Annotated in this window: 19 protein-coding genes; 5 read left to right on the forward strand and 14 right to left on the reverse strand. The window is 35.1% G+C overall.

Translation table 11 applies throughout. The features are described from left to right. Positions 1 to 229: 229 nt before the first annotated feature. From M2306_RS09270 to M2306_RS09290, 5 genes are all read right to left on the reverse strand, one after another. Positions 230 to 1,378, reverse strand: coding sequence for a TlpA disulfide reductase family protein (locus M2306_RS09270; protein WP_259189944.1), 1,149 nt, complete (start codon positions 1,376 to 1,378; stop codon positions 230 to 232). Between the two features lie 148 nt (positions 1,379 to 1,526). Next, entirely contained in the window at positions 1,527 to 2,288 is a 762-nt protein-coding gene (locus tag M2306_RS09275) for a LytR/AlgR family response regulator transcription factor (RefSeq protein ID WP_115089710.1), read from the reverse strand. Then, a complete protein-coding gene (locus tag M2306_RS09280; protein WP_115089709.1) occupies positions 2,260 to 2,646 on the reverse strand; it encodes a hypothetical protein in 387 nt (128 codons plus the stop codon). Before M2306_RS09280 ends, M2306_RS09275 begins: the two co-directional genes overlap by 29 nt. A gap of 8 nt (positions 2,647 to 2,654) precedes the next feature. Further along, positions 2,655 to 3,998, reverse strand: coding sequence for a 2TM domain-containing protein (locus tag M2306_RS09285; RefSeq protein WP_259189939.1), 1,344 nt, complete (start codon positions 3,996 to 3,998; stop codon positions 2,655 to 2,657). Beyond that, a complete protein-coding gene (locus M2306_RS09290) occupies positions 3,988 to 4,170 on the reverse strand; it encodes a hypothetical protein (protein WP_236594042.1) in 183 nt (60 codons plus the stop codon). The genes M2306_RS09285 and M2306_RS09290 overlap by 11 nt, the downstream gene beginning before the upstream one ends. 225 nt (positions 4,171 to 4,395) lie before the next feature. On the opposite strand from M2306_RS09290, the gene M2306_RS09295 reads away from it, so the two are divergent. Further along, entirely contained in the window at positions 4,396 to 4,938 is a 543-nt protein-coding gene (locus M2306_RS09295; protein WP_002991058.1) for an IS1096 element passenger TnpR family protein, read from the forward strand. 57 nt (positions 4,939 to 4,995) lie between these two features. Next, a complete protein-coding gene (locus M2306_RS09300) occupies positions 4,996 to 6,060 on the forward strand; it encodes a nucleoid-associated protein (protein ID WP_002991055.1) in 1,065 nt (354 codons plus the stop codon). Between the two features lie 50 nt (positions 6,061 to 6,110). Here M2306_RS09300 and M2306_RS09305 read toward each other — a convergent pair whose 3' ends face one another. Both M2306_RS09305 and M2306_RS09310 read right to left on the reverse strand, forming a co-directional pair. Next, positions 6,111 to 8,102 carry a M4 family metallopeptidase gene (locus M2306_RS09305; RefSeq protein WP_259189933.1) on the reverse strand — a complete coding sequence of 664 codons (1,992 nt, stop codon included), beginning with the start codon at positions 8,100 to 8,102 and terminating at the stop codon, positions 6,111 to 6,113. Positions 8,103 to 8,231: 129 nt separating this feature from the next. Next, positions 8,232 to 10,229 (reverse strand): M4 family metallopeptidase, encoded by a 1,998-nt coding sequence (locus M2306_RS09310; protein WP_115089705.1) that lies wholly within the window; start codon positions 10,227 to 10,229, stop codon positions 8,232 to 8,234. Positions 10,230 to 10,524: 295 nt separating this feature from the next. Here M2306_RS09310 and M2306_RS09315 point away from each other — a divergent pair, with 295 nt between their 5' ends. Together M2306_RS09315 and M2306_RS09320 are read left to right on the forward strand one after the other, a co-directional pair. After that, positions 10,525 to 11,490: a GNAT family N-acetyltransferase gene (locus M2306_RS09315; protein WP_259189930.1), complete on the forward strand. Its 966-nt coding sequence runs from the start codon at positions 10,525 to 10,527 to the stop codon at positions 11,488 to 11,490. Between the two features lie 44 nt (positions 11,491 to 11,534). Beyond that, the gene (locus M2306_RS09320) at positions 11,535 to 12,791 is read left to right on the forward strand and encodes an aminotransferase-like domain-containing protein (protein WP_498882829.1); all 1,257 of its coding nucleotides are present in this window, start codon (positions 11,535 to 11,537) and stop codon (positions 12,789 to 12,791) included. Between the two features lie 327 nt (positions 12,792 to 13,118). Here M2306_RS09320 and dnaK read toward each other — a convergent pair whose 3' ends face one another. After that, a complete protein-coding gene (gene dnaK / locus M2306_RS09325) occupies positions 13,119 to 15,029 on the reverse strand; it encodes a molecular chaperone DnaK (RefSeq protein ID WP_115089703.1) in 1,911 nt (636 codons plus the stop codon). A gap of 405 nt (positions 15,030 to 15,434) precedes the next feature. Here dnaK and M2306_RS09330 point away from each other — a divergent pair, with 405 nt between their 5' ends. After that, positions 15,435 to 16,859, forward strand: coding sequence for an L-serine ammonia-lyase (locus M2306_RS09330; RefSeq protein WP_115089702.1), 1,425 nt, complete (start codon positions 15,435 to 15,437; stop codon positions 16,857 to 16,859). A 154-nt stretch (positions 16,860 to 17,013) separates the two neighbouring features. On the opposite strand, the gene M2306_RS09335 is transcribed toward M2306_RS09330, so the two are convergent. The 6 genes from M2306_RS09335 to M2306_RS09360 all read right to left on the reverse strand — a co-directional run bounded on the left by M2306_RS09335 (position 17,014) and on the right by M2306_RS09360 (position 24,065). Further along, the gene (locus M2306_RS09335) at positions 17,014 to 17,160 is read right to left on the reverse strand and encodes a hypothetical protein (RefSeq protein ID WP_498882830.1); all 147 of its coding nucleotides are present in this window, start codon (positions 17,158 to 17,160) and stop codon (positions 17,014 to 17,016) included. Between the two features lie 389 nt (positions 17,161 to 17,549). Then, positions 17,550 to 17,699: a hypothetical protein gene (locus M2306_RS09340; RefSeq protein ID WP_498882832.1), complete on the reverse strand. Its 150-nt coding sequence runs from the start codon at positions 17,697 to 17,699 to the stop codon at positions 17,550 to 17,552. Positions 17,700 to 17,862: 163 nt separating this feature from the next. Then, entirely contained in the window at positions 17,863 to 18,339 is a 477-nt protein-coding gene (locus M2306_RS09345; RefSeq protein ID WP_259189908.1) for a hypothetical protein, read from the reverse strand. 147 nt (positions 18,340 to 18,486) lie between these two features. Continuing rightward, on the reverse strand, positions 18,487 to 18,795 hold the full coding sequence (locus M2306_RS09350; protein ID WP_498882833.1) for an immunity 53 family protein: 309 nt from the start codon (positions 18,793 to 18,795) through the stop codon (positions 18,487 to 18,489). Between the two features lie 29 nt (positions 18,796 to 18,824). After that, positions 18,825 to 19,754, reverse strand: a complete 930-nt coding sequence (locus tag M2306_RS09355) for an RHS repeat-associated core domain-containing protein (protein ID WP_498882916.1) — start codon at positions 19,752 to 19,754, stop codon at positions 18,825 to 18,827. A gap of 531 nt (positions 19,755 to 20,285) precedes the next feature. Further along, complete coding sequence (locus M2306_RS09360; RefSeq protein ID WP_259189905.1) at positions 20,286 to 24,065, reverse strand: DUF6443 domain-containing protein; 3,780 nt, start codon at positions 24,063 to 24,065, stop codon at positions 20,286 to 20,288. Positions 24,066 to 24,072: the final 7 nt, after the last annotated feature.

The raw sequence follows: 24,072 nt of genomic DNA on the forward strand, positions 1-24,072 counted from the left end.
AAAAAACGTGTTTTTATCATTCCTTCATCTCTATTTTTAGCCCTATTTTTCTATCTAATCTTTAAAAAAAACCGCCGAAAAACAACACATTCCAAAGTGTTTTAACACTATTTCAATTTCACTCCTTTTTAACCCTAATCTCAAGGTATTCCCATAAAAAAAAGCAACAGCTTTCGGCTGTTGCTTTTTCTATTTGTTCAAATTTCCTCCTAAAAAAGGAATTATTGGTCTATTTTAATAGCTCTTCTACTTTTTGGTATAATTCTTCACCATATAAATTGATGGCTAAAATCTCTCCTTTTTCATTGATTAAATAGTTTGCAGGAATAGCTTGTACACCATACTCAGCTGCAATTTCATCATTCCAGAATTGTAAGTTAGAAACTTGTCCCCAAACTAAACCATCTTTTTCGATTGCTTGTAACCATTTATCTTTGTCTTTATCTAAAGATACTCCGATGATATCCAATCCTTTTGCTTTAAATCCGTTGTATAATTTAACTACGTTTGGATTCTCAACACGACAAGGTCCACACCATGAAGCCCAGAAATCAATTAAAACTAATTTTTTTCCTTTTTTGAATTCTTCTAATGATAATTCTTTATCATCTGGAGTTTTACTTGTAAAGTTTGGAGCGATATCACCTACTTTCAATCCTGCAGTTTCTTCTTCTGATACGTTCATCATTTTAAGCATCGAATCAATTTTCTTTCCAGTTTTTGATTCTTTTAATTCTGCAGAGAATTTATCAAATTCCTTTACAAAATCAGTTTCTCCATCTTGAGAAGACATCATTTGTTGAGAAAGTAACAACAATCCGAAAGCATTATTTGCATTGTCTTGTTGGTGTTTTTTGTACACCTCGTTGATACTGTCAATGTATCCTTTGTATTCATTCTGAAGAGCCTCAAATTTAGCGCGATCAGCCTCTTCATTCGATTGGCTTAATTGCATTAAATTCATTTGATTCTCATCAATAAAAGTTCTTAATTTTATAACCGTTGGTTTTACTTCATCTTGTAATTTTTGAAGTTTTTGGTTATTCTCACTTCCACCTAAAACAGTTTCTGTTGGTTGATCTTTAGCCACTGAAATTGTGATATGCCCTGGTTCTCCGATGAAAAACACATTGTTTTGCATTTCTCCACCTAGTACCATATAAGCTTCTTCAAACTCAGTGAATGGATTTTCAAAAACTAATTTATTATCTTTTATAGTTCCTGTGTAAACAACAGTTGGAGAAGGATTACCCAATTCTGAAGTCATGATTTCTACTTTTGTATCATTGGCAACATCTTTCGTAGTAATCTCAATTGTATTATCTTGCTTACATGAAAACATTCCTAATGCTAGCAAAACAACTGCTAATTTTTTCATATTAATGATTTATAATTTTACGTCTTTGTAAAAGTATTAATAAAATCAAGATATCAAAAAGAAGTTGCGTTAATAAATTAGTTAATATTACCCTTGAATCAAGAATAGTTGAATTTTCGTTGTTTTTTTCAACAAAAAAATGAATCGTTTAACTAAGCCAAAGCTTAAAATCGTTAACTTTTTCTCTACTTACAATCAATTCTTCCTCAAAATCAACCTGTAAGCTCAATTTTAAACGCGAATTACTATAGGCTGTAATCTCCTTAATTGAATCTACAGCAACAATGTGTTTACGACTTATGCGAAAAAACTGCTCTGCTTCTATTGTTTTTTCAATCTCATCGAGGGAGTGATCTAAAATATAATCTCTACCTTCTTTTGTTTTGAGGTAGGTAATTTTATTTGTACTGAAGAAACAAGCGACCTCTCCAATCGGTACAATCTTTAATTGGGTACCTATTTTAATTAAAAAACGCTCTTTATTTTCTTTCGGTGTTGTGGATAGAAAAGATTTAAACAGATTCAATTGCTCCGTAAAAGCGAAGAAAGACGCTCGTTGCTCATTGAATTTATCTATAGCTCCTTTCAAATCTGCATCGCTAATTGGCTTTAATAAATAATCTATACTATTCAACTTAAAAGCACGTAAGGCATAGGCATCATAAGCCGTGGTAAAAACAATGGCGCTTTTCACGGTCACTTGGTCGAATATTTCAAACGACAAACCATCCGATAGTTGAATATCTAAAAAGATTAAATCTGGTTCTTCGTTTTGCTGGAGCCATTGAACTGCGTCTTCTACGCTGGTTATCATTTCCAACACGTGGTATCCTAATTTTTCTATTTTTCGTTCCAACAAGCGTGCCGCTGGTTTTTCATCCTCAATAATGACTATGCGAAGTGATTTCATCTTTTACTTTCAATTGATATTCGTATGTATTTTTCAACCGTTCAAATTCCTTGCGTTCTAAACGATCTTGCCATTGAGACAAGAAAGGTATTCGCTCTGCATAGTAAAAAATAAATTGTACAATCAGAAGCACCAACCAACACAAAGGTAATTCATAAAACATTCGCTCAGAACTTTTATAGGTAGGTGTATGAATTCCGATTACCACGTCTTCAAATCCCACAAGCTGTTGGTAAAGCATAACACCAGTGAATAGTAACCACACCACAACTTGAATAAAAAGACTTTTCAAATATCCCGCTCTTTTGCGCTTATACCCCCAATATTTTTGTTCTACTTCTTTGGTATAAAAATCCATTTTTTCTTTTATTTCCAATTATTGGTACGATTATTTTGTTGATCCATGTATTCACGGATTTTTCGGTCTTCCCAATCCTTTCCCAAGAAAAAATGATAGTTATAGGTCTTCATCCAATCGGCTACTAATCCAATTCCCCATGAAAACACAACGATTAAACTCCACATAAATCTTGCATCAGTCATCAAGTTCAATACAATTAAAAAGGTATTCACCATAATATACATGGTAAGGTGTGCATAAAACTTCTTCATTTTCTCCACGTTTTTCTTTGCTTGGATCAATATTTCTTGTTCATTTTCTTGTACATCAATAATTCTCATAGGTTCAATAAGTTTAGTTAATATCGGGATTCGTATTGTAAATGTTGTTTCTGTTTGGTCAATTTTGATTGGTTTATTCGTCAATAAGGCATAGCGATCGGCGATATTGGTTAGCCCAATTCCCTTTCTATCCTCATTGACTTGACGTAAGTTCAAGTTATTTTCTACAACTAAATAGCCGTTTTCTTGTTTGATTACAATATGCAAAGGTTTTGTAGAAGTTGCTTTGTTGTGTTTGATTACATTTTCTAACAACAACTGCAAGGATAAGGGAACTACCTTTGCTCCTTCTTGCTTTATTTCTTGTTCAATTTCAAAGGTTAAACTCTCTTCAAAACGCATTTGGAGCAATTCAATATACGTTTGAGCAAAGTCTAGTTCTTCTTCTAAAGGTACTAGTTCTTTATTTTTTTGGTCTAAGATATAGCGATAGGTCTTTGATAATCCGCTTGTAAACTCTTGTGCTTTTTCAGGATTCTCTTCAATTAATGCATTGAGTACATTGAGACTATTAAACAAAAAGTGAGGGTCTAATTGATTTTTTAAACTTTCAAATTGAGCCGATACGCTACCTGTAATCACTTTTTGCTCGTTGATACTCATTCTTTTGTCCAAAGACGTAAAATAAGTATAGTAATAAATATACACGAGGATACTAAAGAAAAAAGCGGTGCTAAAGATGGCGCTGAAGCTACTAGAATCCATAAAGTAATAGAAGGTTCTATTTCCTATAAAATGGACATCAAAAATCTTCAAGGCTAAACATATCATCCAAATAAACCCAAAGTTAATTGCAGTTACAATAGCTGTCACTTTGTGTACACTATTCTCCTTTCCATCTAAAGATTTCGTAAACTTCTTCCAATAATTTTCTTTCCAATATTGGTTCACCAGGATAATAACCCCTACAAAAGACACGAGATACCCCAAAAACAAGGATAAATCCATAAAATGTAACTTGAGCACTTTCGTAAACAAAATGAATACGATAAAAGCTAAGAGTATGAGTTTTACATAATTATTTTTCATTTTTTTTGCTATCCGTTTTTACTTTCTTTATTGGAGCCTCTTGTTCTTCTTTTATTGTTGTTATTCCTTTGCTACTTTCCTCTTGGTTATAAGAGGAACCGACAGACCAGCTTGTTCCCATCTGAAGGGCAAATTGTGTCAACATTACAATAATCAAAAATATAAATTTCATAGGTACTTTGGTTGGTTTGTAGTACAAAGATTAGGAGATTAGAATGCATATAAAAATAAGACTGGACGAACTGTAGTTTTAGGAGGATGAATTGTAAAAGGTAGTAAGTTTTTGATTTCCAACTAAGAGAAACTGCTGCATCAACTGTTAATAAAAAGACCTCAAATTATGCCCAAAGACTTAATAATAATTATAAATTTGCATTTCTAATCGGTTTAAAAAATTATGGTTTATAAATTCAGAGTTATCCTTGATACTGAGGAAGATATTTTTCGCGATATTGCTATTTTAGAAGACGATACTTTAGAAGATTTACACAATGCTATTGTGAATGCTTTTGGCTTTGACGGTATGGAAGCAGCTTCATTTTATGCGTGTGATGATAGCTGGGCTCAACAAGAAGAGGAAATTTCTCTTTTTGATATGAGTGATGATCAAGATGCAGGAAAAACAATGGGTTCAACACCTATTAATGCTGTTTTAGATGAAGATCAGACTAAAATTATCTATGTGTATGATTTTCTTAATATGTGGACATTCTTCGTTGAATTAGCCGCAATTGAAGAGGAAGAACCAGGGATATTGTATCCAGAGCTTTTATTTTCTCATGGTATTTTACCAGATGATATTCCTACTAAATCATTTTCAGCTGGTCCTGTATCGAATGACGATATTTTTGGAGATTTTGACGATGATTATGATGAGGAAGATTACGATATGTTTGAAGGCGATGATAGCTTTACAGACTACGGAGAGGATAATTACTAATTTTTTTACATCTAAAAATAACAGATCTAAAAAAGATCTACTACATATTTAACTATTATGATCAACCTTTTTAATGCACACGTAGAAACTTTATCTATCCACAGAGTTGGAAACAAAAGTAGAAACGAAGCCATCTTTTTATCAGATGAACCTTATAGCTTAAACGATGAGATTGCTCCTTTATTAAAAGAGTACTTCTTTAAACCTTTCCGCGAGAAAGAAGAAAGTTATTTTCAATTTGTTCATGATGTTGATTTAGAATTCAACGATATGTTTAACTATGCAGCAGATTTATTTAATGCACCTTCTTCTGAAAAAGCACATGAGATCTCTCAAAAAATAACAAAGCATTTATTCGAGCAATCGAATCATCCCCATATTAAAAATGGAGAAGTTTATGTTACCTATTTAACGAATACTTCTATTGACAATAATGTGGTAGATGCTATTGGAATTTTCAAAAGTGAGATTAAATCTGATTTCTTACAATTTCAAGAAAATGGTTCAAATCTAGAAATGATTTTACAACAAGGAATCAACTTAAATAAGTTAGATAAAGGTTGTATTATTTTCAATTACAAAAAAGAAGAAGGATACAAAATCCTAACAATCGATAGCAACCGTTATGATGCACGTTACTGGTTAGAGCACTTTTTAAGTGTGGATATCTTCCAGGACGAAGCATTCATGACAAAAAAATATTTAAAATTCTGTCAAGACTTCGCTAAAGACGTAGTTTTACCTGCAGAAGACAAAAAAGAAGAAGTCATGTTCATGAACCGTTCCGTAAACTATTTTGCTAAAAATGACGAGTTCGAAGAAACCAACTTCTTAAATGAAGTAATTGACAATCCTGATTTAATTTCTGAGTTTAAAAACTACAAAGTAGATAAAGGAGAGAAATATAGTATTGAAGATACGACATCATTCCCTATTGCTAACAATGCCGTTTCTGATGCCCGTAAAAAGATTAAAAACGTGATTAATTTAGATACGAATATTCAGATTAAACTTGATTTTATTAATCCTGAAAGTGCAGATAAATTTGTAGAAAAAGGATGGGATGAAGAAAAGCAAATGTACTACTACTTGGTATATTTCAACAAAGAACAAAAATCATAATAACAATAAAAAAAAAACCGAGATATAAAAATCTCGGTTTTTTTATGCTCTTATTTTACGATGATTTTCTCTGAAATCTTTCTCTCTCTACTTTCGTAAATCACAATATAATTTCCTGTTTTCAATTGTAGGATATTCAATTTATTCTCCCCTCTTTCTACAGTAAAATCTTGTGTTACTTTTTGTCCTGCCATATTGTAGAACGCAACCACTCCTTTATCATCTTTCGTTACTACCGTTAATTCTCCATTTGTAACTGGATTAGGATACAAACTAAATACATCTGCTGCTAATTCGAAATCTTCTACTCCCATGTTTGGACGTTTTTCACCAAAACCAACGGCATACCAAGCATCATAAACGGCATAATATTCCGCTGAATCTGCTCCATATAAATTTGCTGTAACAGTCAATGCACCCTCTACTGCATCAATATATTGAGAATTACTTCCCAATTGTGTCATTAAAGTCAGATAAGCAATTTGTTCTGCTTTTTGCATCCCAATTCCAGTGACAGTATACTCATTTCCAATATCATTTACTCCCATTCCTCCTTCAGAAAGCAAATAATACCAGTAGTTAATTACTCCACTGTTATAATGTACACCGCCACTATCCCATTCTATATTTGTATCTACCCAATATTCTCCTTGGTATGTATTCGGCTGTCGACTCTGTTCTCTTCCTTCTTTAGGATCCCTCATACTTCTCATAAAATGAATGGGCCCTTTTATAACTCCTGTTCCTAAAAGCCAATCAGCATCATCTACTGCATAATGCTCAATAGAGGTTCCAAAAATATCAGCAAACCCTTCATTCAACGCTCCTGATTCTCCTTGATACACCAATCCTCCTCTACCATTACTATTAACCACTAAATGAGTAAATTCGTGTCCTACAACATCTAAACCTGTTAACGGGTTATACGTATCCCCTCCTCTACCGAAAATCATCACATTGTAAAAAGAAGATATGGCTACTGCATTATTAGGGAAACCTGATCGATCTCCATCCATAATAATAGGATTATAAAAAGCTACTATTTCTCCTCCTTGTGCATCATAGCTATGTCTATGGTGTACATTCCAATAATAATCATATGTTTTCGATAATCCCCAATGAATATCATTTGCTGGATTTTTCGGAAAAGTAGATGTTGCATAGGTAAATACACTCCCCATTCCACTATAGATTTCCCATAGATTTGTTGATTGTGTAGCATCTAATGTTCTTATATTTCTTTCTCCATCTATCAGTTGATACTGGTCATTTTCCAATCGTAATCCTAATGGTAAATTAGCACGATAGAACCCATCTCCTCTTCCTTGTACGTCAATATGCGCGAGTAAAGATACCTCATGCACAATATCACCTTTTTCAACTCCAACGAAGACATTCTTGCTTTGAATTTGAGTAGATGAGAAATTATCAATACGCACTTTATGAGCCAATACAAAAGCCTTGTTATGTTTCATTGACTTCACAAAAACAGTTTCTACAGGGTAATCTGTCTTCGCATTTTCTGTTATTTTATTTGCTTGAAAAGCAATACTAATCGCCTTTTCTTTTGAAATAATAACTTTACTATCTACATGTTCTTTTAGCGTATATACGCTTTTTTTATTCTCAATATTGATGATGGTACCATTAACACTTGTTACCCGCCCATTTTTATTACTATGAACAATAAACATTTGTCCTTCTACCGCATATTGCCCCACAATATGTTGATAGGTTTGGTGTACCTGTCCCATAATATCCGTATAGGAATGGATGAGTTGAAACGAATTCGTTTCATTTAACCCAAAAAAATCAATCGCTTTTGCTACAAATTCTTCTGCTGTTAGGTTTGTCTTTTGATCCATACGAATCACAAAAGAACCATAGTCATTTAGTGGTTTATAAAACGGAAGCTGTGTTCCATAAGGATTGGTTTGTGTTGTACTAGTTACAGCAATTGGAGTACTATAACTATAGCCTACAAATTGAAATAAACCGAGTGCTACATAAAGAGATAATCTACCTAAGTATTTTTTTTTCATGAACTATTTCTGCTATTTAAATATTTTATTATCAAAACATAAATATATCCAAAAATACTTAACATAAAAATTAACACATAGTTTAACATACAAAAAAACCGAGACGAATCTCGGTTTCTATTTGTTTTTTTATTTTACGATGATTTTCTCTGAAATCTTTCTCTCTTTGCTTTCGTAAATCACGATGTAATTTCCTGTTTTCAACTGTGAGATACTCAATTTATTCTCTCCTCTTTCTACAGTAAAATCTTGTGTTACTTTTTGCCCTGCCATATTGTAGAATGTAACCACTCCTTTATCATCTTTCGTTAATACCGTTAATTCTCCATTTGTAACTGGATTAGGATATAAGCTAAATACATCTTCTGCCAATTCAAAATCTTCTACTCCCATGTTTGGACGTCTTTCACCGAAACCAACCGCATACCAAGCATCGTGAACAGCAAAATACTCTTCCGAATCTACTCCATATAATTCTTCTGCCACCATTTTACTTTGTTCCACTGCATTAATGTACTGCGCATTATTCGTTAATAACCTAAGTGTTTCATAAGCAATTTGCTCTGCTTTTTTCATTCCAACACCAGAAACGACATAATCATCTCCCTTATCATTAACTCCAGAACCACCTTCACTAATTAGATAATACCAGTAATTAATTACACCGCTATTGGTATGTACTCCTCCTGCATCTTCTGCACCAAAACTTGTGCTTGCCCAATATTGTCCTTTGTAAGTATTTGGTTGTTTTGCTCCATTACGATTATTTTTTGGATCCTGCATATCTCGCATAAAAGAATACCCTCCTCCTTTTACTACTCCTTTACCCATTAACCAATCCGCATCATTCACCGCATAATGTTCAACAGAAGTTCCAAAAATATCAGCGAATCCCTCGTTTAAAGCTCCTGATTCACCTTGATACCTTAACCCACCATTCCCATTATTATCTATTACTAGATGAGTAAACTCATGAGCTGCTACATCTATTGCGACCAAAGGGTTAAAATAACTTGATCCTCTACCAAATACTAAATGGCTCATTTCTCCATAAGGCTGTGCATAAGCATTTTCAGGCATACCCGAATTATAATCACCATCTAAGAATACGGGATCATAATAGGCATTAATTTTTCCTCCACGTGCGTCATAACTATCGCGATTGTGAATTTCTTTATAATAATCATAGGTATTCGCTAATCCCCAATGAATTTCATTTGCCGGATTTTTAGGGAATGTAGTCGTTGCATTGTTAAATACAGGCCCTCTACCAAAGAAGAAATCACGATCATTATTCATCGTTCTCGCATCATAAGTCGTAATTTTTCTTTCGTTGTCATATAATTGATAGCTTCCACTAACCTCCGTTAAACCTAGAGGTAAATTGGAACGATACTGACCGTCACCGCTACCTGGAACATTTGCATGTGCAATTAAGGATACTTCGTTTACCACTTCTCCATTTTCCACACTGATGTACACATTTTTACTCACTACTCTTCTAGAAGACATTTCATCGACTCTTACTTTATGAGCTAAGACAAATACACCATCCTCTTTCATAGAGGGAATAAACACGGTTTCAACAGCAGTATCTAACTCTGGCTTTTCTGCAATTTGGTTGACTTTAAAAGCAATACTCACCGCGTCTTTACTCGTTACTGTCGGTTTTCTATTTACATTCGCTCTTAAACTATAAGGGCTCTTTTTATTTTCAATGTTGATAATCGTTCCATTAACCGCAGTTACTTTCCCTTTTTTACTATGAACAATAAACATTTGTCCATCTACAGGGTATTTCCCAACATAGTGTTGGTAAGTATTGTGTACTCCGCCACGAGCATCAGTATAACTATTCAGTAATTCAAACGTATTCGTTTCATATAATCCAAAGAACTCATTTGCTTTTGCTAAAAATTCTTGTTCAGTTAAATTGCTCTTTTGATTCATACGAATTGCAAATGAACCATAAGTATTAAGGGGCTTATACGTCGGCAAATCTGTAGCATAAACTTCTACGTGATTTCCTAAATCAATTTTAGCGATGTCAGCATATCCATTTCCTACAAAAAGAAAAGAAGCTAATGCTACATATAAAAGAGGGGCTTTTATGTATTTTTTTTTCATGGGCTATTTTAACTATTTAGATTGGGTTTAAATTATTTCGAAATATACCAAAAATTACCTAACAATTACTTAACAAAACAACATCAACAAACATTTAACACTGTTTAAACACAGTAACTCCCCTTTTTCAGCGGAATTGAATATTAAATCAAATTTTTAAAACACATCTGTTCAAAAACAAAAGTAAAAAAGTACAGAAACAATTTATTTTTTAACATCATATTTGGTTTTAAAGTTTCCAAAATTGATTTTATCTCCCTATAATTACGTTTCTATACAGAAAAACCTTTGTCATTTGAAAGTAGTACTTTACAATTCAGACTATAAAGACGATTGGAATTGCTTTTTGGAGCAGGCCAATCCAGCTAGTTTTTTGTTTCACAGAAATTTCATGGATTATCATCGGGATCGATTTTGTGATCATTCGCTTTTATTTTATGAAGGTGATCGTTTGATCGCTTTACTCCCTGCTCATACCAATGACACGGTCTTGTGCAGTCATTTTGGATTGAGTTATGGCGGAATTATCCATCGCGCTTCACTGACTACAGCAACTTTTTTAGCTCTTTTAGAGCTTCTTGCTGAACATTGCAAAGAACATCAGTTGGAAGCTATTATTCTCAATGAAATTCCATTTATCTATCAACATACAATAAGCAGCCTTATGCCTTTTGTTAGTCATGCATTACAAGCAACCCAACACGTGCAAATGCTTTCTGTGATTGATTTTAAAGCCCCACTTCCTCTTAATACCAATCGCAAGCGCATGATTCGGAAAGGAATCAAAAATGGGTATTGGATTCAGGAAGATTCCTCAGCTACTTCTTTTTGGCAGCGTATTTTAATTCCTCGCTTACACGATCGCTATCAAGCAAATCCTGTCCATACAATAGAAGAAATAGAGTCTTTACTGCAAGCCTTTCCTCAATCTATTAAGCAAATGAATGTATATAATAGTCAAGGTGAACTCGTAGGGGGTACAACCCTTTTCATTCATCCTCATGTTGTACATTTGCAATACATTGCTGGAAATGAAACCGATAACAACAAAGGCGCTTTAGACTTATTAATTTATACGCTAATTCAGCAATACCAAACTACCGTTCGCTATTTTGATTTAGGCAGTAGTCATTTGAATCCGAAGCAGCTAAATAAAGGATTACTCTATTGGAAAGAAAGTTTTGGCGCTCGAAGTATTCCCCAGTATTGTTATACCTTTCAAGTTGAAAACCTTTTACAAGCACGCCGTGTAATCGACTGATATTCCTTATTTTTGTTGGGATAGATTTGGGTTTCAATCACACCATGACACAATCGCTTAAAATACCATACAATCGCTTAATTCGGCTAGACAAAACGTCTACGACGCCTGTATATATGCAAATTGCCAATCAATTGAGCAATGCCATTCAGCGCAACATTATTCCGATTGACACTAAACTTCCTGGAAGTAGAAAATTAGCGGAACTTTTACAAGTCAACCGCAATACCATTATTGCTGCTTTTGATGAACTTATTACTCAAGGCTGGCTCATCAGTCACCCCAATCAAGGTACTTTTGTTCAACACAAGAAAAATCAGATTCAGTCTAAATCCAACGCATTTCCTTCCACAACGGCTTATTCTTTTCCCGTTGACAATCGCTTAGATTTAGCGAACCATGAACATCGTTGCAACTATTTTTTTACCGATGGTACCCCAGATATTCGATTGGGATTACAGGAAGAATTAGCCGCTATTTTCAGTGCTAATCTCAAGCGAAAACAACATGTCAACTATTTTGATCCCTATACGAATAAAACGGAGACTGCTTTTAAAAAACAGATTATTAACTACGTTAATGTAACGCGCAATATTCAGGCATCACCTGCCAATGTTCTAACCACCCGTAGCACAACAACTGCGCTATACCTTTGTGCGTCCTTACTTCTTCAAGCAGGAGATCATGTAGCTATTAGCGAATATGGCTATTACGGCAGTCATATTATTTTACAACATACAGGAGCACAGTTACATCCCATTCCCATTCACCAGGAAGGAATTGATTTACATGCCTTAGAAAAGCTGTGTCAGCAAATACCTATTCGCCTCCTATACTTAACGGTAAATCACCACTATCCAACCACGCAATCACTCCCTGTTCAGCAACGAGTAAAACTATTGCAGTTGGCCCAACAGTATGGTTTTATTTTGCTAGAAGATGATGTGAATTTCGATTTTCACTACAACAATACACCGCCCCTTCCATTAATAAGTAGTGATAGCAAAGGAATGGTTATTTACCTTAGTTCAATAGGTAAATCAATAGCGTCGGATTTCAACACCGGTTTACTCTTAGCTCCAGCTAATTTAATTCAAGAGTTAGAAAAGCACAAAGCCTTAGTAGAAGAGAACAAAAACTATTTTGCGATGCATACCTTAATTGAATTGATTGAGGAAGGCACCTTATTTCGACACCAGGTAAAAGTCAATAAGATTTATAAAGAAAAGACGCGATTATTTCTGCAGTGTGCTGACACGTTTGTTTGGAGATTGCATTGCATTTACTATTCCCGAAGGTGATTTAGCCGTTTGGGTTACTTTTAACTATCCGGTCAACTTGATGCGTGTCCGTACGTTATGTTTGCTCCATAACCTCTATATTCCAACTACGTTATTATATCAAAATAAGAAACTAACGGGTATCCGTCTTGGTTTTGCTCATTTAACTTTCGAAGAAATAGATTGTTGTTTGACTATTTTTCATCAAGCTTGTATGGAGTAGGTTTTTAAAGGTTATGAGTTGTGGGTTATGGGATTATGGGTTGTGGGTTGTGGGTTAAAATAAAAAAAACCGAGCCATTGGATGACTCGGTTCTTCAATTATAACTATAAAAAACTTTAGGGTTCTTATTTTACTTCCTCGTACTCAACATCTTGAGGTCCTTCAGCATCTCCACCTCCTTGGTTTCCACCTTGGTTTGGTTGAGCGCCTTGTCCTTCACCTTGTTGAGCCTCGGCTTGTGCTTTATACATTTCTTCAGAAGCTGCTTTCCAAGCCTCATTGATTTTGTCTAAAGCTGGAGTAATTGTTGCAACGTCTTTTGTTTCGTATGCTTTTTTCAATTCCTCTAAAGCTCCTTCAATCGCAGTTTTATTTGCTGCTGATAACTTATCTCCAAATTCTTTCAATTGCTTGTCTGTTTGGAAAATCATTGCATCTGCCTCATTGATTTTATCTGCTGATTCTTTTGCTCTTTTATCTGCATCTGCGTTTGCTTCTGCTTCTTTTTTCATTCTTTCGATTTCTTCTTCTGTCAATCCTGATGAAGCTTCAATACGAATATCATGTGATTTACCTGTTCCTTTATCTGTAGCAGATACTTTGATAATTCCGTTTGCATCAATATCGAATGTTACTTCAATTTGAGGCACTCCTCTTTGTGCAGGTGGAATTCCATCTAAGTGGAAACGACCAATTGTTTTGTTGTCATTTGCCATCGGTCTTTCTCCTTGTAATACATGGATTTCAACTGATGGTTGGTTATCTGCTGCAGTAGAGAATACTTGCGATTTTTTCGTTGGAATTGTTGTATTTGCTTCGATTAATTTAGTCAATACACCTCCCATTGTTTCAATACCTAATGAAAGTGGTGTAACGTCTAATAATAATACGTCTTTTACATCTCCTGTTAATACACCCCCTTGAATAGCAGCACCAATCGCTACTACCTCATCTGGATTTACTCCTTTGTGTGGTTTTTTACCGAAGAATTTCTCTACTTCTTCTTGAATTCTTGGGATACGTGTTGAACCACCTACTAAGATAACCTCATCGATATCTGATTTAGATAATCCTGCATCTTTCAATGCTTTCTCACAAGGAATCATAGAACGACGTACTAAATCATCAGACAATTGCTCAAATTTAGCTCTTGTCAACGTTTGCACTAAGTGTTTCGGTCCTGAAGCCGTTGCTGTAATATAAGGTAAGTTGATTTCTGTTTGTGTTGCAGAAGACAACTCTACTTTTGCTTTTTCAGCAGCTTCTTTTAAACGTTGTAATGCCATTGCATCTTTACGTAAATCTACTCCTTCAGCACTGTTAAACTCTTCCGCTAACCAGTTGATGATTACGTTATCAAAGTCATCCCCTCCTAAGTGTGTATCTCCATTCGTAGATAATACTTCAAATACTCCATCTCCTAACTCAAGGATAGAAATATCAAATGTACCTCCCCCTAAATCGTATACTACTACTTTTTGATCTTTTCCTGTTTTGTCTAATCCGTAGGCTAACGCAGCAGCTGTAGGCTCGTTAATGATACGTCTTACTTTTAATCCTGCAATTTCACCTGCTTCTTTTGTTGCTTGACGTTGTGCGTCATTAAAGTATGCTGGTACAGTAATTACAGCTTCTGTTACTTCTTGTCCTAAGAAATCCTCTGCTGTTTTCTTCATTTTTTGTAAAGTCATTGCAGAAATTTCTTGCGGTGTGTATAAACGTCCGTCAATATCAACGCGAGGTGTATCGTTATCTCCTTTTACTACACTGTAAGGTACAGCTGTAATTTCAGCAGGGATTTGGCTGAATTTCTCACCCATAAATCTCTTGATAGACGCTACCGTTTTTGTTGGGTTTGTCACTGCCTGACGTTTTGCAGGGTCTCCAACTTTAATTTCTCCTCCTTCAACAAATGCTACAACTGAAGGTGTTGTTCTTTTTCCTTCCGCATTCGTGATTACTACTGGCTCGTTACCTTCCATTACAGAAACACATGAGTTCGTAGTTCCTAAGTCAATACCAATTATTTTACTCATAATATGTTTATCGTTTATCTTTTATACTTAATTTTCCTTATTCGTTTTTTGAACCTCAGGCTCGCTTACTATTAGTCAATCTTTGTGCCAAGAACAATCTTTGCCATTTCTGACCCATTTTAGGTAAAAAAAACCTTTACCAAATGTCACTTTGTCACTTATTCTTGTCATTTCGTTCTTATTTGCCTATCCTTTCGTCAGTTTTCATGACAGCTAAAACGCTACTATTCTTATCTTTTAACCTAATACTTTTGTATATTCTTCAATTTCTTATTCCTTTTATCCATAATTCATCGTGTATTCTCAGGTCTAAAACGTTAAACTATCTATACGTTAAATCCCTTTCCTCCATTTGTGACTCCACAGTTTTTACTTATCTTCGTAACGATTAAATCATGCAACATTATGGAATGTATATCTGTTTTTGATATGCTCAAGATTGGCGTTGGACCTTCGAGCTCACACACGTTAGGTCCTTGGAGAGCCGCAGAGCTTTTCTTGAAAGAACTAAAAGAGCGTCAACTATTTAACCAAGTGCAAAACCTAACCGTAGATCTATTTGGTTCGCTTTCACTTACTGGCATTGGACACGCCACAGACTTAGCTGTTATGTTAGGACTGAGTGGTGCGGATCCAGAATATGTTCCTGTAGAAAATATCGGCGCCATTATTGCCGAAATCAACACGACAAAATCCCTTATTTTAGGAGCTGAATTACCGATTACGTTTGATCCAAAAGTTCAAATTGTTTTCAATAAAAACTTCTTGCCTTTCCATGCCAATGGAATGACCTTTACTGTTGAAACCAAAACGGGAGCAATCTATACCTCAACATTTTACTCCATTGGTGGAGGATTTGTTGTCAAAGAAGAAAGTGCTTCCAATGAGAAGAACGATGAAATTAAGGCTAGTTTTCCTTATCCTATTGACAAAGCAACTGAGCTTTTAGCCTATTGCAAAGAACAAAACATGACCGTTTCACAATTGGTCTATGAGAATGAAAAATCACTGCGCAGTGAGGATGAAATTCACCATGAATTGATGCGTGTTTGGAATACGATGTTGGAGTGTATGTACATTGGTTGTCATACTGAAGGGGTTCTACCTGGAGGATTAAATGTCCGCAGACGTGCCTATGATTCCCATCAAAATCTAAAGAGCGATTTACCTTATTCCACTCCGCAAGAATGGTTGGGTACGATTCGCAAAACCAAGGTTTATTTCCGCCAAATTCTAAAATGGGTAAGTTGCTTTGCACTTGCTGTAAATGAAGTCAATGCTTCTTTGGGACGTGTAGTAACTGCACCAACCAATGGAAGTGCAGGTGTTATTCCTGCTGTATTGATGTATTATTTGGTGATTGAAAACCATAAAGCGGGCGAAAAAGAGATCAAACAGTTTTTATTGGTTGCGGGCGAAATTGGCAGTATCTTCAAAAAAGGAGCGACTATTTCTGCAGCAATGGGTGGTTGTCAGGCAGAAATTGGTGTTTCTAGTGCCATGGCAGCAGGTGCACTATGTGAATTAATGGGTGGTTGCCCAGAACAAGTGATGATGGCTGCTGAAATTGCCATGGAGCATCACTTAGGTTTAACTTGTGACCCTATCGGTGGATTAGTTCAAATCCCTTGCATTGAAAGAAATGCCATGGGAGCAATTAAAGCCATTAATGCGGCAGAACTTGCACTAGATACCGATCCTAAAAATGCAAAAGTGCCTTTGGATAAAGTAGTAAGCACCATGTGGGAAACTGCTAAAGACATGAATAACAAATACAAAGAAACCTCAGAAGGTGGATTGGCAGTAGCTGTAAACTTAGCAGATTGTTAGTCTAGGAATTATGAAAGAGCAATTTCTTTTGTTCATACACCAATAGTACCATTGTTTTAGAACAAAACAATCTTATAAAAAGAAACCCTACAATTTTAAATTGTAGGGGTTGTTTTTATAAATAGAGATACGAAATGTACCAGTTAAAAAATCATTAGTCTTTCTTTTTTAACTTTCTCAATTGAGCCATCGTTAAATGATCCTCTACTTCTCCTTTAATCATTATTTTATAGTCATCAGGCTCTCCACATCTCCAATTTACTTCAATAATGGTATCTTGCTTATGGAAAGAAAACGTCAATTCTCCCGTTCTTTTTATGATGGTATCCCCAATCTCTAATAATCCTTTATAGTTATTTTATCCATCGTGTTTCGTCCTTGCAATTGCATTTTCTTCCTGTCACTAAGTGGGTCCCTTCTGAATTCATATTATACGCACTTGTTGATGGCTTTTTTTCTAGAATTTGCAAACATTCTACCGCTAAAACCAAATTTTTATTTGCCTCACAATCAACCTCTAAACAAGAAGACAATGAAAACAATAACATGATAACTCCAACTCTTTTTAAAATTCTCATTTAAACTAATTTTCACTTGTTTTTGTTTCGTTATTTCACGTTGCCTAAGTGATTACTAGTGACTAGTCTCTGCATTGAACTTCTGCTGTAGGGAAGAAACTCAATACACCATCTACATACTGACTCGAGCGTAGCGAACAGACGAAGTAAAATCATCCACATAATCCGTAACAACTGTTGTACTGCCTTGGGTTACTTTTTTCTGTACTTTTTCACCTGTGGCTGTATAAAGGTAAGTAATTTTTCCTGCGGTAAAAAACAACTTTTCTTTGCTTAAAACGAGAATAAAAAAACAATTTTTAAGATCATTGATATTTATATCCAAAATTTTAAAACCAAACAAGTATTTCCTAAATAAAGAGTTAATTCTAGCTATTCGATAAAATAACAAACCCGCTAGTCTTTTGACTAGCGGGTTTGTTATTTTATTTATTCTCAATAGCAGCGGGAGGAGGAGGGCCATCGCTATGAATAAAATTAACGAATATTGATTTCTTCTCTTTACACGTTTCTAGCAATTCAATCAACCTAGTTAATAATTCTAGAACTTGATGGTCAAAAAAGGAAAATTCCATTATAATATCATTTTCCCTTAAAGTAACAAAAACTTCTACATAATCTCGGAAACCTGCCTCATCATTCACTTCATTTATTTCATTTTTTATGTGTTGAATGGCAGTAAAAATCTCTTTCGCTCTTTCTTTCGTAATTATAATTTTATTGAACTCTCTTGTATCTCTAGATCTATTTATATCCTTATACAATAACATGGTAGGGTCTGAATCAATATAATAAGTAAATATTGTATCTCTAACTTCATAACTAAGATCAATACTCCAATTCTGAGCAGATAATGTATTACTTTGAATTAAAATAAATAGAATAAATAATATTTTTTTCATCACCTTTTATTTACTTGAAGGTCTATAAGCCATGCCTTTTTATCAACTCTTTTTTTCTAATATCAACAACACTCCTGGGATAAAAAATAACAGCTTATTTAACTGAAAAATAGCCAATTAACTTATGTTCGTTTTAATGAGCAGTTCCTATAAAAAATGCTCATAGATATATGCATCCTCAACTTGTCCTTTCTCCACTAAAATTTTAAAGATCATAATCAAACTTTCTAATTTATGAGCATCTCCAGACGCATAAAAAACATGATGTTCTATTTTATATCCTAACCAATTTTCTTCGGATAATTCAAATAACTTCCAACCTTTATTTGCTAGAGTAACATCTACAGCTACTACATCAATTTTGATACTCCACCCTGGGTTATCAATTGTATCAATTGTTATTCCATAATCATGCTCCCAATCTCCATCACAATTTGAACTATACCAGTCCTGCAACCATTTTATCATATTTTTATAATTATTTATTATTTTGGCATATCTTTTCCAGGTACAGCTGGTCTAACAGTACCTTTCTCTTGAACATGTGGAGTAGGTATGTCCTCACCTGTAACTTTATCCTTATGTGCCTTTCCCTTATAATCAACCCTTTTTTCCGTTTCAAATCCTACACCTTTATTATTTTTATTCGGATTATTTTGATTCACTTTATATGTAGTATGTCCATTTTCATTAATTACGGTATGATTACCTACTGCATCTGGATCAGCTGTTCTATTATTTGAACCTCTACCTCCTCCTATTTTTGATGCATCACTCTGCATATTATTAACAGTATTGGTCCCTATAATAGTACCCAAAGCAACTTCTGCAACTCCTTTAGCTACTAAACCTCCACCAACTACGGCACCAGGTACTCCTACAACTGCACCACCACCTGTAGCAGTAGCTACACCAGAAGTAGCTAGACCAATACTTCCTGCTCCTGCACTTCCTGCACCATCTGCAACTAAAGCTGCACTAAGTAACAAAGAAGTAGCATTACCTATATTAACACCACTCCTATAGTTTGAAGAATCATTTCCAGAAGTATTTCTAAAATTACTTCCAAATACATTATCAACAACAGCAAGAAGAAATCCTTTACATCCTTCACATTCTGGCGCCATACCATCAGGATCGGTAAACATAATCGTATTATTAAACGTATAAGTATACGGATTCCACTGTGGCATTTTCTCCGCTAACGGGTCCACATTCATCCATCGACCAAGTGCAGCATCGTAATTCCTTGCACCGTAATCATACAAATTCAATCCTAATTCGTCTTGATATTCCTTTGTATTATATTGGTACTTATAGTTTTCTCCAATGGTATTATTCTTCTCATTATACCCTTGATGTGCTAATCCAAATGGATAGTAATTCGTTTCTTCAATGATCTCACCAACGTCGATTTTATCGTTTTTATTCGCATAGACCCAAGTTAAGCGATGTTACCAAGAGTTAAAAACAACTAACTTTTGGGTTATAAATAGACTTTGGTAAACGAATATGAAAACACATCAACAATAAAGTCGTATTCCATATCATTGATACCTACATCCAAAATTTTCAAACTAAGCAAGCACTGGGAAGTAAAGAATTGATTCGCATTTCTATAAAATACAAAACCCGCTAATCTAAAGACTAGCGGTTTTTTTGTTTTTTTTATAATTTAGGCGAACGGATTGCACCCGAGGCTTAGCCGAATTGAACGAAGTTAAATCCGCGCGATCGGTTTTTTTTCTTCTTTTAAAAGTAACTCTTCATTTTTATTATTAAAAAAATAATCCCTGCAATAAATAACACATAGTTACTAAAATAATAATTCGTTTCTATAGGAAAACGAGCTCCATCCTTAAATTTAGGTAATTTAGTTTTTTAATATACCTCTTAAACCTATTGTTATCATAATTAAGTAAATAATTATATATCCCATATAAATCTTATTTCATTAACCATTCTTTTGTATCAGCCCCAATTGTTTCTTCCATCGTATAATTAATACCATTTATTAATGTGGTACCTCCTCTACTTAAACCTCTTCCAATCGCTCTTTCAGTAGCCTTTATACCATATTTACCACTACGTGAAAAAATTAAAGACACCCCAAAATTGACTGCAGCTTTTTTCTCTTCTCCTCTATTCAACATAAATCCTGATTCAATTGTTGTACCAATTAAACTCATAAATCCACCAATACTCATCAAAGGACCACCTAATGGAGCTCCAACACCAGTAATAGATAGTCCCAAACCTACCTCTGTAAATTTAGTTCCTCCTTCTTGTAAACCAGAAGAAATAGCTTTTAAATGATTATTTTCACTGATATAAAAACCATCACTCGTTCTCATTGGACTAAAACCAACATCAGTAGTAGTACCACTAAGATTATCCGTTACTGAACCATCTGCATTTAAACTATAAGATTCTGTACCTGAAGTACCATTGTAAGACATTGTTTCTGATACTCCTTTGACATTTCGATATCCTCTATCTATCGCATCTTCTTCACTGTGAACTAAAGCGTCATAAGTAAGTAACTTTTCTCCTTTATCTGTGGTATGTTCAATCCAGTCTTCACCAATCATTCCCGTAGGATCAACCATATTGATAGGATTATTAAATGTATAAGCATAAGGATTCCACTGTGGCATTTTCTCCGCCAACGGATCCACATTCATCCATCGACCAAGTGCAGCATCGTAATTCCTTGCACCATAATCATACAAATTCAATCCTAACTCATCCTGTAATTCCTTGCCATTATACTGATACTTATATTTTTCACCAATGGTATTATTCTTCTCATTATACCCTTGATGCGCCAAGCCAAATGGATAGTAATTCGTTTCTTCAATGATCTCACCAACGTCGATTTTATCGTTTTTGTTTGCGTCCGAATAGCTTAAACGGACATTACCTAAATGGTCGCGGTATTGGTATACATAGCTACTCGTCTCTGCATTGAAATATCCTTCTGCTGTAGGGAAGAATAGTAATTTCCCCTTAAAATACTGGAAACCATCAAAATAATTCACAGTAAAACCACCACCACCTTGGGTTACTACTTTATTTATTTTTTCCCCTGTCGCTGTATAAAGATAAGTGATTTTCCCTCGATCAAATAGAATTTCTACAGGTAAATTCAAGTGGTTGTACTTGATTCCTGTAATTCCTTTGTTTCGGTCTGCTTTCAGGTTACCAAAACTATCGTAATCGTAGTGTTTATCAGCCGTACTCCCTTGTTTAAATCCATCGGTATTATTAGAACTGTCTACTACTTTTTGCAGGATATTACCATCATAACTGTAAGTCAGTTGATCGAGATCCAACGCAATAGCCGTATTTACACTGCGTCCTTTGCGGTTTAAGCTCGTAATATTACCATTGGCATCGTAGCCCATTGTTTCATCATACAATCCGATGATAGGTATGATACCTCCAGGTTCTTGGTAGGTTCCTGCTTTTAGACGGTTAACTTTATCATACGCATAGCTATAACGACGCAATACATTGTCTTGGACTGTTTTCCAGGTTTGTTCAGCGATGTTGCCATTGTATAATTTCTTGACTCCACTAATTCCCTCACTATCCAAGGTATTGTAGTTCAGCTTCATTGCAAACAAAGCTTTCTTGCCAAAATCACCAGCCTCTAAATTATTTGTACTGTTTACCTGGGTTAACCAACCTCGAATATTATACGTATAGTTTAACTCTTGTAAAAAAGAGGAACGAACAGTACTATTAATATCCTTTATAATAGGAAAATCAAGAGCAGCTGGTCTAATTACAGGATCTGTTACCAAAATAGCCGTTTCTCGACCACCTATTCTCTTTTGTTTTACACGCCCTAATTCATCGTATATATTTTCAAAAAGAACCACAGGATTAGCATTATCTACTTTATGGGTTTGATACAATAAACGTTCAGCTTTATCATATGTAAATGTTTCCATAATCTCTATTGGTTGACTCCCTCCACTAAATTGATGCCTCGTAACAGTTTTTATTGGCAATCCTCTAAAATTATACTTCGTATCAACTCGAGTCAAACCTCTTGAAACAGTAACATAATCACGTTGATTTCTAAGTATTCGCTCTTTATCATCATAAAGTTTATATTCAACAATATGATCCGATAAAACAAGAGAACTAGGATGAAGAATTTTGGCCCATGTCCCTGTTATTAGCCCCTTTACTTGTAAAATAACTGATTGTCCTTCTACTTGTTCTGCAATTTCAGTATTGCCCATAAACTCATAATCATCATAATAATTGAGTTTTAAAATTTTTAGTTCAGTCTTTGGCATAGTATTATTAGTATAGGGCACTAATACTCTATCGATTCTTCTAGGCACTGTTCTTTTCTCGTATATATCTATAGATGAGTTAACTAAGTTTTGAAACGTAGTTCTTCCTACTGCTGTACTTGGAGTTCCCGTATAGAACCCAGTATATACCACACGCCCAAAAGCATCGTATTTGCTAAACATCCAACCCTTCGCTTCATCTCCAAAAGGGCTATACACCGGGCCTTGTGCCAATAGGCGATCGGCTTTATCATACACCATAAACTCCCACTCTTTCCCAGGGAGTTTCTTCGCTACCAAGCGATTCTTGTGGTCGTATTTGTACTGATAACACAACTTATCTAAAGTAGTAGCATCCGTCTTTCCGTAGGCCAAAGGAGGTAATACATACGTTAAGTTATTATACTGGTCATAGACATAATAAGTATAAAGCGGAATTCCAAAATATGGGCTCAAAGTACCTGGATCTTTTGGTATGACAGGTGGAGTAAGTGAGTTCACTCCTTCGGATACCTGATCCGTCAAGTTATTCCCGATGTCTTCCGCATGATCGATGATTTCACTCACACTTTTTCCTGCTAACTCATTTGAAATGCCTCCAGTGATGCCTCCAGATAACGAACCACCTGGCCAAGTAGGATCTACAACAGCTAATTCACGGTCTAACACCTGAACCGTAGCCAAGACTTTGTCCTCTTGATCCGTGAAACGCTCCGAATAATTGCCATCCTCATCTTTGGTTGAAATCGAATACAGCTTATTGGCTGCGAAATACCCCTCATCCACTAAGCGTATGTCATACGCTTTCAAACTTGCATCCCAAGTCGCTATCGCTTTGAATTTCTTTATGTGATTGCCCATATTAAACCTATAGGTATGCTTGACCGTATGACTCGCATTGGTTGCCATTTTCCAATCTTCTCCAGGTGAGGCCTGTTGTAATATCCGCTTTAAAGGCGATTTCTCAAACTCCGTTTCGCTATACGGATTGGTCGTGCGTTCGTATTTCGCACTGTTGTAAAACGCCTCCGTTTGATTTTTAGCATAGGACAAATAAGGCATCTTATTGGCATCAGATAGTGGGCTTTGATCTTGTCCTGTATCAGGATTATAATTGTAGACAAACGGGAGATATTCTTTCGTCTGTCCAATATTCAATTCATATTCGATATGCCTAATAACATTCTTATTTTTAGGTCCTATTCCCACTGCAATTTCCTGCTTCGGACGACCTAAACCATCATAATACACCACAGTTTCTAACTTGGGCGGATTATACAAAGAAGTAAATGAGCTATTCGTTGCGTATTGAGGTTGTGTCGTCTTGATGTAATTTTCTGTGCGAGTTTGTGCCACTATGGAACTACAAGTCAAGCCAAACACAAACAAGATATAACGTGTAATTTGTTTCATTGCAATT

Origin of the sequence: Myroides gitamensis (assembly GCF_029894455.1) — a bacterium.
In the GTDB taxonomy this organism is placed as follows: domain Bacteria; phylum Bacteroidota; class Bacteroidia; order Flavobacteriales; family Flavobacteriaceae; genus Flavobacterium; species Flavobacterium odoratum.

Coding starts and splice junctions, on each gene's coding strand:
- M2306_RS09360 (WP_259189905.1), bottom strand. CDS start 24,065: ATGAAACAAATTACACGTTATATCTTGTTTGTGTTTGGCTTGACTTGT.
- M2306_RS09310 (WP_115089705.1), bottom strand. CDS start 10,229: ATGAAAAAAAAATACATAAAAGCCCCTCTTTTATATGTAGCATTAGCT.
- dnaK (WP_115089703.1), bottom strand. CDS start 15,029: ATGAGTAAAATAATTGGTATTGACTTAGGAACTACGAACTCATGTGTT.
- M2306_RS09320 (WP_498882829.1), top strand. CDS start 11,535: ATGACACAATCGCTTAAAATACCATACAATCGCTTAATTCGGCTAGAC.
- M2306_RS09300 (WP_002991055.1), top strand. CDS start 4,996: ATGATCAACCTTTTTAATGCACACGTAGAAACTTTATCTATCCACAGA.
- M2306_RS09345 (WP_259189908.1), bottom strand. CDS start 18,339: ATGAAAAAAATATTATTTATTCTATTTATTTTAATTCAAAGTAATACA.
- M2306_RS09280 (WP_115089709.1), bottom strand. CDS start 2,646: ATGGATTTTTATACCAAAGAAGTAGAACAAAAATATTGGGGGTATAAG.
- M2306_RS09290 (WP_236594042.1), bottom strand. CDS start 4,170: ATGAAATTTATATTTTTGATTATTGTAATGTTGACACAATTTGCCCTT.
- M2306_RS09285 (WP_259189939.1), bottom strand. CDS start 3,998: ATGAAAAATAATTATGTAAAACTCATACTCTTAGCTTTTATCGTATTC.
- M2306_RS09305 (WP_259189933.1), bottom strand. CDS start 8,102: ATGAAAAAAAAATACTTAGGTAGATTATCTCTTTATGTAGCACTCGGT.
- M2306_RS09275 (WP_115089710.1), bottom strand. CDS start 2,288: ATGAAATCACTTCGCATAGTCATTATTGAGGATGAAAAACCAGCGGCA.
- M2306_RS09295 (WP_002991058.1), top strand. CDS start 4,396: ATGGTTTATAAATTCAGAGTTATCCTTGATACTGAGGAAGATATTTTT.
- M2306_RS09270 (WP_259189944.1), bottom strand. CDS start 1,378: ATGAAAAAATTAGCAGTTGTTTTGCTAGCATTAGGAATGTTTTCATGT.
- M2306_RS09330 (WP_115089702.1), top strand. CDS start 15,435: ATGGAATGTATATCTGTTTTTGATATGCTCAAGATTGGCGTTGGACCT.